Here is a 16,197-nt window from a genome sequence, read left to right as displayed (position 1 = left end):
AATTATATGGTATTCCAGGGCCGACTAAGTATGATCACAAATTTAAACCGTAACTTCCTGTTCATGCACGCCTGCTGGTCCAACTTATAGTTTTCTTTTTTAGCGTAAAACATATATAATAGATCTGCATCCCTTGTGCTATGAATCGCTTTTCATAAGTAGTTTGAATACCAAAATGGTGATCTATTAATGAAGAATTATATAGATTTGTCGTGTAGTGAAGGGGTTCTATCCCCTTTTCTTGTAGGCAATCTAATGTGTGCTTAAACAGCAAGTTGCTATCTGTTTTTAAATGAATAAGTCCACCTTGTGTAAGTATGACTTCATATAGTTTTAAAAAACGAATACTGGTCAGTCTACGTTTTATATCCCTAGTTTTAGGTCTAGGATCTGGAAAAGTAATCCAAATCTCAGCCACTTCATTCTCTGCAAAAAAATCCAAAAGGTGGGTTACTTGCGTACGTAGAAAGGCAACATTTTTTAAGCCATACGTTTTGGCCTCTTCTGCACCTTTCCACAACCGATCTCCTTTAATATCAATCCCTATAAAATTTTTTTCTGGAAATATTTTAGCCAATCCTATGGTATAAGCACCATGTCCACAACCCATTTCTACGGTAATAGGATGATTGTTTTGAAAATATAAATCATTCCACTGACCTTTAATAGTATTATAAATCGGTTGTGCTGGTTCTATAAGATGTTTCAACCATTTGTTTGCCTCGAAACGCTTGCGCTTCTGCCTCATAATTTTATTTAGTGCGCATAACGCTTAAATAGATACGGTTAAGCAACCATTCAAAAGAATGGTTCAACCGATCGACTCATATTGGGCCAACTAGTTGGCATGGATATACCCGATTAGTAAGGGTGAAAGCTTGGTTGTCCACCTTAAAACTTGTAACGTGTTAAAAAGCGTCTTGCATTAAGGTAGTTAAAATAGTATATCCTTCTTCTTCAACAGCAATGGTATGTTCAAAGTGTGCTGAATCTTTTCCATCTTTGGTAACAATGGTCCAACCATCTTGTAAAGTTTTAATAGCTGAATGGCCCAAATTGCATATCGGTTCTATAGCCAATATCATACCAGCTTTTAAAATGGGCCCCTGGTTAGGTTTACCATAGTTTGGAATTTCAGGTGGTTCGTGAAGCGTGGTGCCTACGCCATGTCCACCCAATTCTTTTACAATGCTTAGCTTATGCTGTGTAGTATATTGACCTATGGCATGAGAAATGTTAGATAGATGAATGCCTGCTTTAATGACGCGTAATCCTTCCCATAAAGCTTTTTCAGTGTGGACCAATAATTTTTTTTTCTCATCAGCAATATTGCCTACAGGATAGGTCCAAGCACTATCTCCAACATATCCTTTATATTTTACACCTATATCTATGGCAACAATATCGCCTTCTTCCAATAGTTGATTGCTGGGTATGCCATGTACCACGCCATGGTTAATAGAGATACAAGTAGCATTTGGAAAGCCACAATACCCTTTAAATATAGGATCTGCGTCGTTGCTTCGAATGATTTCCTCTACTATGGCGTCTAACGCTAGACCACTAATACCTGGTTGGACGGTATTTTTTAAAACATCATGGCAAAGTGCCACAATATGGCCTGCTTGTTGTAGCAGCTTTCGTTCAATATGCGATCGTACTTTTATCATATAGCATAATTTAGCATGACTAGCGGTCAGAGTCAAATTTTGGGCCAACTTGGCTCAAAATTGTTTTGAAGCTTTATTATTCTGATTGATAGCTAGATATGCTTATATCGGTGTAGCGCTTAATAGCATTTTGAGTGCATGATTTAGCATTTTCTTGTAAACTGATGAAATATGACAGCCCCTCAATAAGTGGAGAATATCGGATTCGAACCGATGACCCCTTGCGTGCAAAGCAAGTGCTCTAGCCAGCTGAGCTAATCCCCCTTCTTTTTAAGTTATTATTAGAGATAGTGTATTTTGTACACAAATATAGTAGTGTTTATTGAATAAGTCAAAATAAATCCTTTTTTTTATTGAAGTATATTTCTTTGTGATACATTATGATTATATCTATTATTGTCGCGATGTCTTTAAATAGGGTGATTGGCAAGAAAAATAAGCTTCCTTGGCATCTTCCTGCTGATTTGAAAGAGTTTAAAAAAAAAACATTAGGACATCATTTGCTAATGGGTAGCCATACTTTTCGTTCCATTGGGTCTATTTTACCCGGTCGGATTAGTATAGTAGTTAGTACAAAAATGGATCGGTCTGTTGTGGGTTATCATGTAGTACGCAGTATTGAGGAGGCGATAAGCTTAGCAAAAGAGCAAGGCGCGTCGGAATTGTTTGTCATTGGAGGGGAAAAAATTTACGAACAAACGTTAGCTTTAGCCCATAAAATTTACCTGACAAGAATCCATCTGATGGTATCAGGAGATACCTATTTCCCTTTGATAGGGGACGAATGGGTCGAACGTACCATCGGTTCTTTTAAAGCAGATCATAAAAACCCTTATGATTATGAATTTATTCTATTAGAAAAAGAAACAATACGATAAATCTTTATTCTTGTAATATGGATTAAACCAAATAGCCATTATTTCTTAATGAATAAACAAAAATACAACCTTTTAAGTTTTTTTATTAAATTGCACTAGGATTAGTTTTAATCTAGTTAAGATATTATTAAATAATATTTCTGAAATACAGAAACAGAAGTTTTTGTCTATAACTTTAGATATCTACATAGATTTCGCCATTGGGCAAACAGATAAAATTTTTAAAAAGTGTGTAAAGGTCTCTTTAGATACCAGCATGATTCCTATGTTTAAATCAAAAAAATAAAAAAGTAATTATGGAGTTCACGGTATCATCAGCTTTGCTTTCACAGCAGCTAACGGCCATTAGTGGGGTTATCACCCGTAATCCAATTGTTCCAATTTTAGAAAATTTTCTTTTTCAGATAACGCATAATCATTTAGTCGTTACAGCATCAGATTTACAAACCTCTATTAGTGCTGCTTTAGCGATTCAATCGGATGCCCAAGTAAGCGTGGCCATACCTGCTCGTATGTTGCTTGATACAGTTAAAAATTTGTCAGAACAGCCTATTAAGTTAGAAATTAATCCTAATTCTTACACAGTTTCTATTAAATCAGATAATGGGCAGTATAAATTGGCAGGGGAAAGTGCGAATGATTTTCCCCTGCTAACTACTTTAGAGGATGGTATAGCTTTAGAGGTAGAGGTGGATGTATTGAAAAATATTTTGCAAAAAACTATATTTGCAACTAGTAATGATGAATTAAAACCTGCTATGTCGGGTGTATATATCGACTTCACACAGGCTATGGCTACTTTTGTGGCTACGGATGGTCATCGGTTGGTTCGTTATATTCGTGAAGATGTAACTGTATCTGCACAAAGTCCAATTATTGTACCTAAAAAAGCATTGATGCTTTTAAATGGGCTAATAAGTAGTAGAGATAAGCAGGTGGGTTTTACTTTTGATCGGCATAAAATCCAATTTAGTATCGATAATATTAGTGTGGTCACTAGGTTAGTGGATGAAAGATATCCAGACTATGAAAACGTGATACCTAAGGAGCATACTAGTAAGCTTACTGTAAATAAACCTGCATTGGTAAGTGCCCTGAAGCGGGTTGCTATTTATGCCAATAAAGCCACCCATCAAGTAAAATTGACCCTTATCACCAATGAATTGACTATTTCAGCAGAAGATTTGGATTTCTCTAATGAAGCACAAGAAAATCTTATTTGTATATATGAAGGGTTACCGCTAGAAATAGGATTTAATGCAAAGCTTTTACTAGATATGCTGGCTAGTATCGCCACAGAGGAAGTTGAATTCTTTTTCTGGGGGGCTAATAAAGCAGTTTTAATATTCCCTAAAGCACAAAATAAACAGGAGCATTTGTTGTTATTGATTATGCCTATTATTTTTTAAATTTATTTTTGTTAGGGTAATTTGCCATTTATAAATTAATTTTGATCAACGTATGTCTTACATTTTTTATAGATTTCAGTCAGTTCTCTTTTTTTTATTATTTTTTCCAAGTTTTGTTCAAGGAAAATTGGAAAAAAGTCAGTCGAATACATTAATCCTCTTATTTCATGGGTTGGGCAATCGTGCGGCCTCTTTTAATACGATGAAAAAGAAGCTTGAGCAAGCTTTTCCTACTGCCTCTGTGGTGGCTTTGGCCAGTACGGAAGGTACGAAAAGTATAAGCGCTTCTATAGAAGAACAAACTGTAATTAATTTTGAAGAGCTTTCTGCTAAAGTAAAAGACTTAGACCAGAAGTCTATGATCCTGATAGGTCATAGTCAGGGTGGTCTCCGTGCATATTCTTTCCTCAAAAAATATGGACACCTTAATATAAAAGGGTTGGTGGCCCTAGCTACACCATGGGAGGGCATTCCTGGAGCTAGGGTAGATTCCGAAATGCTTTCCCACCATTTGACAGTTCCTGTTTTGAATGATTTACGTAAGCTTTCGGTCGATCTTGGTTATGCTGAAACAGATCTTGAAAAGAAACTTATCTTAAATGTACAAGTCAATCAAGCAGTATGTCTTTGTCCTGGTGCTAAAGACTTGATAGAAGGTAGTGCTTTTTTATCTGAGGTGAAACAATCACTTCCCAATGTACCTGTTCCTATACTGGCCATAGGAGGTGGACAAACTGATTTTAGTGCGCTGCTAACCAAGCGAAAGCGCCATCGTTTCAAAGCTTTAAATGATATGTATACTTTTTTTGTAGTGGGTAAAAAACATCTTAACCAGTACCATGATATGCAAATTCCCCTTTATAGCCAACATGCGCTTAATATGCTCCCTAAAAGCAAGTACAATTTCAAAAGGATTTTGATCAAAGACGCCTTTCATAGTACGCATGTTTTGGACCTACCGGTTCCAAAGTATAAAGCCATGCTTGAACATCCTTCTGTCTTGCATGCAGTGATACAATTTGCTAAAATCATAGTCAACTAAATAAGCCAAAAAATCCTTTCATTACTTTATTCATATGGTTGTTGGAGTAGTGTCTGAGTGGTTGAAGGTATTCGTCTCGAAAACGGATGTACCGTGAGGTACCGGGGGTTCGAATCCCTCCTACTCCGCTTTTGGCTTAATTATATAGAGCCGCTACTATTTTCGTTAGTTTTTACCTAATAAATCATTTTTATATTCCTATGTATGCCCTTTAAAGCATAGTTTTATATGGGTATACCTAGCTATTGTATTACCTTGAAAGTATCCATATCTATGCAAAAGTTATTAATAACGGGTGGAGCTGGTTTTATAGGTGCACACTGTATTCAATTGTTTTTGAAAAAATATCCTAATTATTATATTGTTAATCTAGATAAGTTGACCTACGCAGCCCGTACATCTTTTGCACTTCAACAAAAACCAAATTATTATTTTGTAGAGGGAAATATTGCTAATTTTTTATTGGTTGAAGCGTTGTTTCAAAAATTTAACTTTGATGGTGTGATTCATTTCGCTGCTGAATCGCATGTAGATAGATCGATTGTCGATCCGCTTCTTTTTGTAAAGACCAATATAGAAGGAACAGGTGTGCTGTTACATGCAGCTTATAACCATTGGTTTAAAGCACCAAGGCAGTCACAACATCCCAATCATAGGTTTGTATATGTTTCTACAGATGAAGTTTATGGTTCATTAGATGCACATAATAGACCGTTTACAGAAGCTGCTACGCTCGCACCAAGTAATCCCTACAGTGCTAGTAAAGCAGCAGCAGAATGCTTGGTAAAGTCTTATAACCATACTTATGGACTTCATACAGTTATTACTCGATCAACCAATAATTATGGGCGGTATCAACATCCAGAAAAACTGATTCCGATGGTGTTGAAAAATGCATTACAAACGCAGTCTATTCCATTGCACGGAGATGGAAGTAGTATTCGAGATTGGCTACATGTGGAAGACCATTGTAAAGCTATTGATTGCCTTTTTCATAAAGGCCAGAGTGGTCAATCTTATAATATTGGTAGCCATGAAGAGCAAACTAATCTTCAAATCGCGTCAATGATTTGCCAAATACTGGATCAATTGAAACCATTATATGGAAGATCTTATACTTCCCTTATTTATTTCACTTCTGAAAGAATAGGACAAGATAAACGTTATGCACTTGATGCTAGAAAAATTAAAGAAACATTAGGCTGGACACCAACTATTCAGTTGAAAGCCGGTATTCAGGAGCTTGTCCGCGATTATATTCAACAAAATTGATATTTGAGCCGATTAAAAGTATCTTTTTTAAGCAAATTTTCAACAATCCACTAGCTAACCATTATTTTCTTCGCAAATCTCTATAGCCTGCTCTGCTGCGGTTGTTAATGCTTCTACGATTTTAGCATTCAAATATTTTTTTGCGAGTTCAATATCTATGGCAAGGGTTTCTTCAGCCATGCATTTTAATTCATCTAAATACATATAGCTTTTAGCATGGCGTAGGTCATAAAGTCGTTCAGCTAGTTTAATACAAAGTATAAAAAGTTGTTCTCGATTGATTACTTGTTTAAAGGCATTCTTGATATAAAGCCCACATGGTTCCATGCTTTGCCGGTCATTTACTGCTAAAACACTTTCTACAAAAGAGTATATATTCAGATCATAATTGGCTTTAATATAAGAAAGAGGTAAATCTGCATAATGCACTAAACCATATAGTAAAGCAACATAAACAGGTTCTGGATAAAACCGGATCCATTCTGCAACCAATTGTGCAATACCTATCGAACGGACATACAATAGTTGCCCAGATGGATGGCGCTGAAAACCATAGCATCGCCTTGTTAATAGGATTATTTCATCGATTACTGCTCTACGCGCTTCAGATATATCTAATATTTGGTTGTAAGATTTAATAAAAACCTCTATGGATTGATCAATTTCTTGTTGGGTTATGGAGGCATTTAAAAGGTGTAGATTAGAAATCATTGCGTCTCTAACGTTTACTACATTACAAGGTACTACCATTAACATAGGTCTTTTTTTAGCAATGGGAAAGCGTAGGTAGCCATAGTGCGCACGAATGGCTCGTTCTATTATACGTTTTTCGAGATGTATACGTTCTGTATCTGTATGACTACTGTGCCACTGAAGATCTCTACCTTCTGTAATATCTTCATAATAATTTTTAATCTTGGGCAACATGATTAAAGGAGTAGTAGCGTTGCTGATTACCATTGCTATAGCTGGAAAGCTTATTTCCGAGTGGTATCCGCCTGTTTGTGTGTTCTTTTGCACATATTTTAATTGAGTAGTATATAATTGAATTCTTATACGTTCACTTTTTGAACCATCTAGGTTAGCAGTACGTAAAACAGTGGGCACTAATGATTGAATCATATGATTGATATCACATGTAATGCTTGTAGGAATGGTATTATCTTTTATTTCTATCGCTAGTTTTGGAGTTGGTGATGTTTTAGTTGCTAGCACAGCTTCTAGCTTAGCAATCAATTCATCTATAGAAATTTCGTTTGGAGTTAATAATATGTGCTCTACATATCTGGCACGTTGTTTTAAAAAAGTAGTAAAAGTGATGAAGTTATTAATAATACTTTGAAGATCTTGCTTGTAAAACGGTCGATTATCTAAATATGAAATAAGTTCAGTGGCATCTTGCATCCCTTTTTCTACAAAAGATTCAACCTTTTTTATGTTTTTATGACTGGATTCTGAGCTAATATTTAGATTAGGTGCTATGGAGTTGCCTTGCTTTTTTTCTTCTCGAGTTAGCTGGTTTTTAAAGTAACGGTTGTAAATTTTATAAGAAGTTATTTGGCGCTTATGGTAAATGATAATATTAAAAACTATTAGGCCAAACCCTAGTAGAGATAGTAAAGGATCATTTAATGATAATAGGTTATTTAGACCTATTTTATACATTTCATAAGAAATTATGCACAATACACCAGCTAGTAACTTTATGCTTATATAAAGGGGCAATACAAATAAAGTTGTGGATAAATGTGCTATAGATAGAGTTAGTGCAAATTGAGGGTCTTGCAGCTTTGTCCAATGCCATAATACATTTATAGGAAGGCAAAAAACAGCGCATGCTAGCCAAAGCGCACCAATTTTCCAAGGTAGTATTTTGCTTTTTGGCGCTATTGCATAGCTTAGAAGGCCGGTACCTACAATAAACTGTAATATATACCAGTAAATAATAGTCTTCCCACTGATGCAATCTAATACGGTGGTAAGTACAACATAACATCCTGTCAATCCAATTACCGCATCACTTGGTATCAGTTTAGCTAATTTTTCTTTTACAGAAATAAACTTTAATACATTTTTTATGTATGCTTTTTTACTTTTAATAGCTTGTTGAATCGCTTTAATTTCATGTGGAAATTGCGTACTATCTAAATGGTCTGCCTCTAATGGAGTAGCAGGTAGATGCAAATAGAAAGCAATTACTAAAACGAATAGTAAAACGGATAATGCTATAAGAAAAAATGCATAGAATGGCATTGTGCATGTGTAATAAATTACTAGAAAACCTAGTATAATATACAAAATAAACTATACAAATAATACACAGATAGCTACGATAGTAAAATTCAAATATTATATGCAGCTAGGATTATTTAAATAAAACGATAGATATACTCCTAGAAAATAATATTATTTGTAATTTTAATTATTTGATGGTTTATAGCTTTAGCTTATTAGATTTGGTTTTTACATTGGCAAAATATATAAACTGTAAGAGGTATTTAGTGATGGTAAATTAGTTACTAAATAATAGCCATCCCATCATACATACCGATAAAATTTATTATTTACCCATCATTTGAGCTTTGTGATCAGGTCTGTAGGAATAGTTTACATCGTGAGGAGCAAGTTTATTGTATGCTATCTCTTCTGCAGATAGTTCTATTGTTTTTGTTGGATTAGCATTATAATAGTGCTTTATGAATTGTTCAAAAGTATACTCAGCTGAATCAGGTAAACTACTAATGGCACTATTTTGAATACTATTGATTACATAGTCGACCCATTTAAGCTTTTTGGCCTGATCACCATACTCTTCCCAATCTCCATACATAGACTTTTCATAGAGCTTTTTATTGAATCTTTCAAGAGATATGCCCATTTTTTTAGCTACTCTTCCCCCTAAGCGTTTCCATGTTTTATCTAGATTCGTATAAGCTTCTTTTGTTGCCCTTAGATTAAAATTACCACAAAGAAAGCTAGCAGGATGATGATGTAAAATTATAGCATTTGGATAAGCGTAAGATTTAGGCGCTAATGTAGTAATCAAAGCGGCCATAGAAGCAGCGAATGATTTTACGACTACGTAAACAGGTGCTTTACTATACTCTATAGCTTGTAAAATATTGCATCCCGCCGTTTCATATCCTCCTGGAGAGTAGCCAATAACAAGAAATATAGGATATTCTTTGTTTTTGTTATTAAAATAATGAATTTGATCTACAATATAATTTGCTTTCCAAGGTGTAATGGTACCATTCAACTCAATACATCGATCAGAAAGCACTAAAGTATTGATTTTCTTGATCAATGGGTCTTTCAAGTAAATAGGTTTTTTTTGAATGTATTTATCCCGGGTGTTTGTCGCTTCTAAAACCTCTATTTCTGATTTTAACCGATGGCTGGTCTCTTGTAGCAGCTGCGCTTGTCCTTTTTCTAATTGTATTTTTTTATCTAATTCAGTTAACTGGATATGATACTGTTCCATTTTTTTCATACACTTAGCTTGCGCTAATCCTAGCTCAATAGTAAGCTTTTCTTGCTCCATATTTAACAAAAGCATGGCTTTGTCATGTGCACTGCGCACATTTTCATTTTCTATTTCCTTGTCTAGGCGCTGATGCTCCTTCTTAAGACGCAGTTGTTCAATTTGAGCAATAATAGTTGAAAGTTCTTTTTCTAACCGTGCACGGTTAAGTGCATTTTCTGCTTCTAAGTCATGCTGCAAATTAGTTTTGCTAACGGCATCAGTACCATTTGTGTTAGGTTTTTTTTGTACAATAGGGGATACAACAGCTACTTCTTTCTTTTTACCTTTTGTCTTATTTGCTAATGCTATATTATAGCAGGTTAGTGATATAAAAAAAGAAAATCCTAATCTTATTAATCTACAATTATAATTTAAACCAAACATTTTAGTTATTTTGAGTTTGTAAAAGATTGTTCTAAGAGCTGTCCGGCTAGGACTCGAACCTAGAGTCTTCTGGACCAAAACCAGACGTGTTACCATTACACTACCGGACAGTAGCTGTGTGATGTGCACCTACAAATATATGAAATATACTTTTAATAAAGTAAACAATTATCCGCTTGTTATAGTTGTTTATATTTTGTATTTTACCTGCATAGTATATGTCCTTTCTTATGCCAACAAAGTTGGATAAGCTAATAAAAAGTAGTATATTTTTAGTACCAGTAATTAATGTTTTAAGTAGTGTGTCAGTCTCTTGATTAACCTTTACCTAATAGATTGTTTCATAGTGTTAGCCTTTAATTCTATTGTATATTTAATCCAGTATTTTCAAAGCTTTTTTATCTGAGCCATTTAGTATAATGCTTGTATTTTAGATGGTTTTTTATAGCTAAAAATTAGAATGTTCGTTCGTACCCTACCTTTTATTTTAGTATGCATCTTTTTGTTATTGAAGTCTTCTTTTAAAAAAAAAGAATCGGTAAAAATTAAGCCAAATAATGCCATCATAGGATTTACAGGATGCTACATTATACTCACTACTATATTAACTTATATAAGTGTCGGTTTTGTCTATTGGTATCTACTGCAATTTATTATAGCTCTTTCGTTCATAGGTTATGCAGTTGATGCCAAGAAAAAAAGATCATCCGTCAAAATGGGTCAAATTTGGTTGCTAAGTGTACTTTTTTGTCTTCCTGTAAATGTGCTTTGGTACTGGTCGGGGACGCTGCACACTTCATTGGCCTTTACATTGGCCTTATCTGTAGCCCATTTGGCTGTCACTTTATTTATCTTACCGTTGTATATAAGTGGACGGCTCGTCCCCTTTATGTTATTGGTGATTGTTTACGCAATATATTGTAGAGGTACGAATCTACTATTATTGGAATCGTTTAATTTTCTAATGTCGTTGGTCGGCTTAAGCTTGATACTTTTTTTGATTATTGTTTATCAAAAACGCAAATTAGCGGATCATATACATTATGAAAATTATTTAAAGGAAAAAATAAAAGAAAAACAAATCAAAGAACAGGAAATACAACAAAGTGAATTTTCTTTATACCCTGATCTAGGCACCATGCGTGGTCATCCAAAGGAACCGCACGTTGTTATAGATCAAATGATGAAAGAGGTGACAAAATTTATTGCCTATTTAGATAATAGGCCGGTTTATAAGGAAGATTTAAATCTGATTATAAATAATTTTTTTATTTGGGACATTTTTTTAAAGCAACGAGCTAGGTCTAGAAATAATATTATCTTGATACCAGCTAAAGTTAGCCTTGGTGAACTAATTCGAAAACTAGAAGTTGCATTAAAGTTGGAATGTAAGGAGCGTACTATTCCAAAGTTGGTAATAAAGTATAAAAATGCTCAATTGCCTGAAAAAATCATATGTGATGCTAACCAGGTGATTTGCTTATTGACACCTATTGTATTAAGCATGGCTGGTTTAGATACGTCAAAAAATGGCTTTGTAAGTATTCAATTCTATACTACTTATTTAGAATATGACTTGGCACCATTTTCTGAAGACAAATCTATTACAGATGTGCGGTTTCCTGCTATAGCCCTAGTGATTGGTCATGGGGCTATTCCTGAAGAAGCGTTACCTAAAATTAAAAATTGTTATCAAACTCTTTCGGAAGGTACTCAGTGTAATTGGTATAGTGGGATACAAAAAGAATCAAAATGGGCCAATATAGACAAGCGCAATATAGAGCAGATTGTTCGTACCCATTATGGTTATTTACAGTTTCCAACTGCTCCTAAAAAACCTATGCTTGTAGTACTTCCTTGTAACGTAGCTGCTGTGCGGGATAAAATGATTGCTGGTATAATACCTTCAACTACTTCTATTAGCTCCAGGGAACTCAAGACATCTATGGCTTTTTTACAGAAAGCTTATAATAGCCTTTGCACAATGGCTGATATGCGTCCTACTGTATTAGATGAACTTTTTTTATTAATAAGGCGTTGTTATGGCTTTAGGCGTCATGCATCAGGACAACTATTATATGTCCGTGCATTAGGTATTGCTGAATTAGTAGCAAAGTGGGTACCTTATCAACCTAAACCAGTTTATTTTACTTTGCTTTATGGGTTAGTACGTTATGCAGGATTACCACTTCCTTATGTTAAAGCCAATTATACTATAGACGCTTATTCCTTTATAGAAAATATTATAGCTGTCAATAAGCATCAAGATATGGAGCCATCTGGACTTTATGTGGGTAACCGCCTTAAACGGGTGATGAATAGAGAACAACTCTTTGTGCCTTGCATTAAATTTGCTGAACGACTTTATGATTTACGTCATGCCAAAGACTATGCTTCCTTAGAGGAAGTAAAGCATATGGTCCAAGAAACGCTTACAATAGATATGGAACTTGGGAAAAAGTATTTACATGCAAACATCGTAGAAGAATTGGTAGAGGCAGCCAACCAAGCGCTGGAGGCTTGTAAAGGTATATGCTAGATGGTGGTTTTTATTAGCCCAGTAAGTTGTAATGTATCTTTAATGCAAGTTGCTTAGGTCTGTAATCTTTATCTCCATCGGCTAGTTCAGCCCTTATAGACTTTTTGGCTAGGCTTGATCGCCCTAATTCAAAATCAATATCTATTAAAAAATGTCCTAAAGCTATTCCCATGCCTAGTATATAGCCATTGATCTTTTTCTTATAGCTTTCTATAAGCTGATTACTCTTGAATTCGCTATCGTATAACTGGTCCCAAGGAATTCGAAAAATAACACCAATATGAGGGCGGAATACATTAAAAACAGGCATGCCAATTGTAAAAGGTGCTTGAATATATTTGAAGGCATTTCGATCATTCAGTAACGTATGCCAATCTAATACAAACAACCCATCTAATTTAGCATATAAAAGCCAAAGATCTAACTGTGCAAACCATCCTACATGCAGTGCTATATTGTCTATAGAAGTTTTTAAATTTTCTTTTTTTAAATTAAAGGCAGTATAAAACCCAGCTATGCCCAAAGATGGCCCTGTAGCCAACCCAACAGCGTTTGATGGATATGCTACCGATATATAGGCTAGAAAAAAAAAGGCTCGTATGGATTTTTTTATGTTCATTGCTTTTATTTGCATAACTATTTTTACTGTCAAAAACAATATCCGCTTTTTATACCCTTACCATTAGCGCTAAGGGAAGGAAGGTGTTGCGTTGGATCAAGATTCCTGATCGTCGTGGGTAGTAGCTACTTCATCAATACCACTTGACGAAATGGCACCATTTAATGTTTCTTCCCTTTGCGCTTTGGCTAAATTAGGACTCTTATTCGATAGTGGTGCATTTTTTAGAAAAATAGAAGACAATAGCGTTAAAAAAAGCAATAGGCTTACTAGTACCCAAGTAGATTTTTCTAAAAAATCTGCTTTTTGATTGATTCCAATGCGGTGTATAGAAGCTGCACTTCCACCTGAAGGAGTGATCCGTTCTTTAGGTTCTTGCAGTAAAATAACACCAATCAATAAGATGGCTATGATAATAATAAATATAGTAAGCAGATTGAATATAGACATAGCTAAAGATCATTTTTTAAGCTAGAAATGATATCCTCAATATACGATTTTTTTTCAGGATGTTTTGCCATTAAATGGTTATAAATTTCAATGGCACGTTTATATTTTTTTTGTTGGACCATTATTTTAGCTAATGTTTCCGTTGCAAAACGATCATCTAAAGTAGTAGCTTGTGCACAAAGATCTATACAGCCTTCCTCTTTTAATGGTGTGACTTCTACAAAGGGGTCAAATTGTAAATTTTTATTTAAAATCGTATCAATAACAGAGAACTGCTTAATACTATTTTCATTTGTACTCTTTTTAAGGGATTTTTTAGCAATTATTTCTAAATAGTTATTAGCGGTGGCAGCAGTTTGTTGCATACCCTTATCGTTGCCATTTCTGACTATTGGTGGTAGAGAAAGTTTGTTTTCTAACCATTTGCGCAACTGTATACGATCAATCGCATAAGTAGCAGCCCTTTGTACCACATACTTTGCTGTATCTTGCTCTTTTGTATAGCCTGCTTTGGCAAGCAGTGCATGCGCTAAGTAAAAGTAAGGGTAGCCCTGTATAAGGGCTTCTAAATCCGGTATATCTGCTGGTGAGAGTGTTGCAGGATATGCCAATAATTTTAATAGTTTTTGAACTTGCATGGTAAAAACAATTTCAAGTTTACCAATTATCTATGGATTTGTTACAAATATCATCTACTAGTTGACGAAAGATTTCTTTAATCAATTGATTTTCTTTTTCATACTGATTTTCAGTAGAAAACATATCAGCACTGGCTGAAAATTGTTTTTTGTTAAAAGAGGATGTTTCATCAGAAGCATTCACGCAAGAAACTTCTACGGTTATGGTTAGCCGTTGTATTTCTTTAGGATTATCTTTATCCTCACTTTTGGTACTGAAAGTTGTACGATATGAGAAAGACTTAATCACCCCTTCGTACTGGATGTCACCATCTTTATCTTGTTTGGTTAAGGAAGTTAGGCGTAATATTTTTGCTTCAAGTGCTTCAGTAAGCTTTTTAGGTAAATCTGTTGGGCCATCTGATGTCTCTGTATAAAACTCCTGAATAGAAAAAGTTTGTATATCACCAGGGAGTGAAGCCCCTGAGAAAGTAAAAAGACCACAACCATGCAGCCAAAATAGGCTAAAGAGAAAGTATAGGTTACCGTTTAACATCGAACTCTTCAATCTCATATTGTTTAATTTTTCGATAAAGCGTTCTTTCAGAAATCCCTAAGTCATCAGCTGCATTTTTACGATTTCCATGGTTTTTTTGCAAAGACCTACGGATTAAAGCCTGCTCTTGCGCTTCAATGGATAGATTTTCTGTTTTATCGGATGCGCCTATACAATTTAGTTGATCTTCTTTAAAAGATTGTGCTGTTTCTAATAAATGGATCTGTTGGGCTATATTTTTTGGGTCACTATGGGTGCTGAATCGGCGTGGGTCTTCTTTTATAATAGGGTGGTTTATAGTACCAGATTCCATCAAATTAAATAGTAACGCTTTTAATTCTGCGATATCTCTTTTTAAATCAAATAAAATAGGGTAGATATATTCTTTTTCAAGTAGCTCATTATTGTTCCATTTTTTATAAAGTACGGGTAAAGTGTGGTTTTGTACTTTTGGTAAATACTTTTCCAATACCTGTGGTGTAACGATTGCTACCTCTTCAAGAAGTGCCATTTGTTCTACAATATTTTTTAATTGGCGGATATTACCTGGAAATGGATAGGTACATAAAATATCTTTTGATTCTGTTCTGATTTCTAGCGGTTTGGTGCGATACTTAGTGGCGAAATCACTAGAAAACTTATGAAACAATTGTATAATGTCTGCACCTCGTTCACGCAAAGGCGGTATGTTAATTGGAACGGTATTGAGCCTGTAATACAAATCTTCTCGGAATTTACTCTGTTGAATGGCATGGATTAAGTCTACATGGGTGGCAGCTACTACACGCACTTTGGTTTTTTGTACACTAGAGGCACCTACTTTTATATATTCTCCATATTCTAATATCCGTAAAAGTCTGGTTTGGGTACCCAAAGGCATTTCACCTATTTCATCTAAAAAGATGGTTCCCCCGTTCGCTTCTTCAAAATAGCCTTTTCGGCTTTCTAATGCACTAGTAAAGGCACCTTTTTCATGGCCAAAAAGTTCAGCGTCTATTGTGCCTTCTGGAATAGCTCCACAGTTAATAGCTATAAATTTACCATGTCGGCAGGGACTTAGTCCATGAATAATTTTTGAAAAAGATTCTTTTCCAGTACCACTTTCACCCATAATTAAAACAGATAAGTCAGTAGAAGCTACCTGAATGGCTATCTCAACTGCTCTATTCAACAATGGTGCATTGCCAATGATATTAAACCGTTGCTTGATGTATTGAAGATCCTCTTTCATATAT

At 34.9% G+C, this 16,197-nt stretch carries 14 protein-coding genes and 3 tRNA genes; 6 read left to right on the top strand and 11 right to left on the bottom strand.

Translation table 11 applies throughout. The features are described from left to right. Positions 1–61: 61 nt before the first annotated feature. The 3 genes from trmB to AL022_RS03605 form a co-directional block, all read right to left on the bottom strand. Positions 62–748 carry a tRNA (guanosine(46)-N7)-methyltransferase TrmB gene (trmB, locus tag AL022_RS03615; protein WP_014934924.1) on the bottom strand — a complete coding sequence of 229 codons (687 nt, stop codon included), beginning with the start codon at positions 746–748 and terminating at the stop codon, positions 62–64. Between the two features lie 160 nt (positions 749–908). Continuing rightward, on the bottom strand, positions 909–1,670 hold the full coding sequence (map, locus tag AL022_RS03610; protein WP_041546333.1) for a type I methionyl aminopeptidase: 762 nt from the start codon (positions 1,668–1,670) through the stop codon (positions 909–911). A 190-nt stretch (positions 1,671–1,860) separates the two neighbouring features. Further along, positions 1,861–1,934 (bottom strand) — tRNA-Ala (locus AL022_RS03605). Between the two features lie 116 nt (positions 1,935–2,050). Between AL022_RS03605 and AL022_RS03600 the strand changes: the two genes are divergently transcribed. The 5 genes from AL022_RS03600 (at position 2,051) to rfbB (ending at position 6,271) form a co-directional block, all read left to right on the top strand. Beyond that, a complete protein-coding gene (locus tag AL022_RS03600) occupies positions 2,051–2,548 on the top strand; it encodes a dihydrofolate reductase (protein ID WP_014934922.1) in 498 nt (165 codons plus the stop codon). 296 nt (positions 2,549–2,844) lie between these two features. Next, positions 2,845–3,957, top strand: coding sequence for a DNA polymerase III subunit beta (gene dnaN, locus AL022_RS03595; protein WP_014934920.1), 1,113 nt, complete (start codon positions 2,845–2,847; stop codon positions 3,955–3,957). Positions 3,958–4,009: 52 nt separating this feature from the next. After that, positions 4,010–4,999, top strand: a complete 990-nt coding sequence (locus AL022_RS03590) for an esterase/lipase family protein (RefSeq protein WP_014934919.1) — start codon at positions 4,010–4,012, stop codon at positions 4,997–4,999. Positions 5,000–5,042: 43 nt separating this feature from the next. After that, a tRNA-Ser gene (locus AL022_RS03585) sits at positions 5,043–5,127 on the top strand. A gap of 145 nt (positions 5,128–5,272) precedes the next feature. After that, positions 5,273–6,271, top strand: coding sequence for a dTDP-glucose 4,6-dehydratase (gene rfbB / locus AL022_RS03580; RefSeq protein ID WP_041546332.1), 999 nt, complete (start codon positions 5,273–5,275; stop codon positions 6,269–6,271). A gap of 54 nt (positions 6,272–6,325) precedes the next feature. On the opposite strand, the gene AL022_RS03575 is transcribed toward rfbB, so the two are convergent. The 3 genes from AL022_RS03575 to AL022_RS03565 all read right to left on the bottom strand — a co-directional run bounded on the left by AL022_RS03575 (position 6,326) and on the right by AL022_RS03565 (position 10,291). Continuing rightward, positions 6,326–8,524, bottom strand: coding sequence for an HD domain-containing protein (locus AL022_RS03575; RefSeq protein WP_014934917.1), 2,199 nt, complete (start codon positions 8,522–8,524; stop codon positions 6,326–6,328). Between the two features lie 307 nt (positions 8,525–8,831). Beyond that, a complete protein-coding gene (locus AL022_RS03570; protein WP_014934916.1) occupies positions 8,832–10,181 on the bottom strand; it encodes an ATP-dependent Clp protease proteolytic subunit in 1,350 nt (449 codons plus the stop codon). 38 nt (positions 10,182–10,219) lie between these two features. Next, positions 10,220–10,291 (bottom strand) — tRNA-Gln (locus AL022_RS03565). A 350-nt stretch (positions 10,292–10,641) separates the two neighbouring features. On the opposite strand from AL022_RS03565, the gene AL022_RS03560 reads away from it, so the two are divergent. Next, a complete protein-coding gene (locus AL022_RS03560; protein WP_014934914.1) occupies positions 10,642–12,720 on the top strand; it encodes a hypothetical protein in 2,079 nt (692 codons plus the stop codon). 13 nt (positions 12,721–12,733) lie between these two features. Here the strand turns inward: AL022_RS03560 and AL022_RS03555 are convergent, their stop codons facing one another. The 5 genes from AL022_RS03555 to AL022_RS03535 form a co-directional block, all read right to left on the bottom strand. After that, positions 12,734–13,339 (bottom strand): hypothetical protein, encoded by a 606-nt coding sequence (locus AL022_RS03555; protein ID WP_148269057.1) that lies wholly within the window; start codon positions 13,337–13,339, stop codon positions 12,734–12,736. 96 nt (positions 13,340–13,435) lie between these two features. Then, positions 13,436–13,789 (bottom strand): preprotein translocase subunit SecG, encoded by a 354-nt coding sequence (gene secG, locus AL022_RS03550; protein ID WP_014934912.1) that lies wholly within the window; start codon positions 13,787–13,789, stop codon positions 13,436–13,438. Between the two features lie 2 nt (positions 13,790–13,791). Next, entirely contained in the window at positions 13,792–14,427 is a 636-nt protein-coding gene (locus tag AL022_RS03545; RefSeq protein ID WP_014934911.1) for a hypothetical protein, read from the bottom strand. A 19-nt stretch (positions 14,428–14,446) separates the two neighbouring features. Beyond that, positions 14,447–14,962 (bottom strand): LPS assembly lipoprotein LptE, encoded by a 516-nt coding sequence (gene lptE / locus AL022_RS03540; protein ID WP_041546141.1) that lies wholly within the window; start codon positions 14,960–14,962, stop codon positions 14,447–14,449. Continuing rightward, complete coding sequence (locus AL022_RS03535; protein ID WP_014934909.1) at positions 14,949–16,193, bottom strand: sigma 54-interacting transcriptional regulator; 1,245 nt, start codon at positions 16,191–16,193, stop codon at positions 14,949–14,951. Before AL022_RS03535 ends, lptE begins: the two co-directional genes overlap by 14 nt. Between the last annotated feature and the right edge of the window lie 4 nt (positions 16,194–16,197).

The sequence above is a fragment of the Cardinium endosymbiont cEper1 of Encarsia pergandiella genome, assembly GCF_000304455.1.
Classification (GTDB): domain Bacteria; phylum Bacteroidota; class Bacteroidia; order Cytophagales; family Amoebophilaceae; genus Cardinium.
This window is presented reverse-complemented; position numbering and strand designations above follow the sequence as displayed.

What these genes read in the sequence shown, in the direction of transcription:
- trmB (WP_014934924.1), bottom strand. Translation starts at nt 748, where the DNA reads ATGAGGCAGAAGCGCAAGCGTTTCGAGGCAAACAAATGGTTGAAACAT.
- map (WP_041546333.1), bottom strand. Translation starts at nt 1,670, where the DNA reads ATGATAAAAGTACGATCGCATATTGAACGAAAGCTGCTACAACAAGCA.
- AL022_RS03600 (WP_014934922.1), top strand. Translation starts at nt 2,051, where the DNA reads ATGATTATATCTATTATTGTCGCGATGTCTTTAAATAGGGTGATTGGC.
- dnaN (WP_014934920.1), top strand. Translation starts at nt 2,845, where the DNA reads ATGGAGTTCACGGTATCATCAGCTTTGCTTTCACAGCAGCTAACGGCC.
- AL022_RS03590 (WP_014934919.1), top strand. Translation starts at nt 4,010, where the DNA reads ATGTCTTACATTTTTTATAGATTTCAGTCAGTTCTCTTTTTTTTATTA.
- rfbB (WP_041546332.1), top strand. Translation starts at nt 5,273, where the DNA reads ATGCAAAAGTTATTAATAACGGGTGGAGCTGGTTTTATAGGTGCACAC.
- AL022_RS03575 (WP_014934917.1), bottom strand. Translation starts at nt 8,524, where the DNA reads ATGCCATTCTATGCATTTTTTCTTATAGCATTATCCGTTTTACTATTC.
- AL022_RS03570 (WP_014934916.1), bottom strand. Translation starts at nt 10,181, where the DNA reads ATGTTTGGTTTAAATTATAATTGTAGATTAATAAGATTAGGATTTTCT.
- AL022_RS03560 (WP_014934914.1), top strand. Translation starts at nt 10,642, where the DNA reads ATGTTCGTTCGTACCCTACCTTTTATTTTAGTATGCATCTTTTTGTTA.
- AL022_RS03555 (WP_148269057.1), bottom strand. Translation starts at nt 13,339, where the DNA reads ATGAACATAAAAAAATCCATACGAGCCTTTTTTTTTCTAGCCTATATA.
- secG (WP_014934912.1), bottom strand. Translation starts at nt 13,789, where the DNA reads ATGTCTATATTCAATCTGCTTACTATATTTATTATTATCATAGCCATC.
- AL022_RS03545 (WP_014934911.1), bottom strand. Translation starts at nt 14,427, where the DNA reads ATGCAAGTTCAAAAACTATTAAAATTATTGGCATATCCTGCAACACTC.
- lptE (WP_041546141.1), bottom strand. Translation starts at nt 14,962, where the DNA reads ATGTTAAACGGTAACCTATACTTTCTCTTTAGCCTATTTTGGCTGCAT.
- AL022_RS03535 (WP_014934909.1), bottom strand. Translation starts at nt 16,193, where the DNA reads ATGAAAGAGGATCTTCAATACATCAAGCAACGGTTTAATATCATTGGC.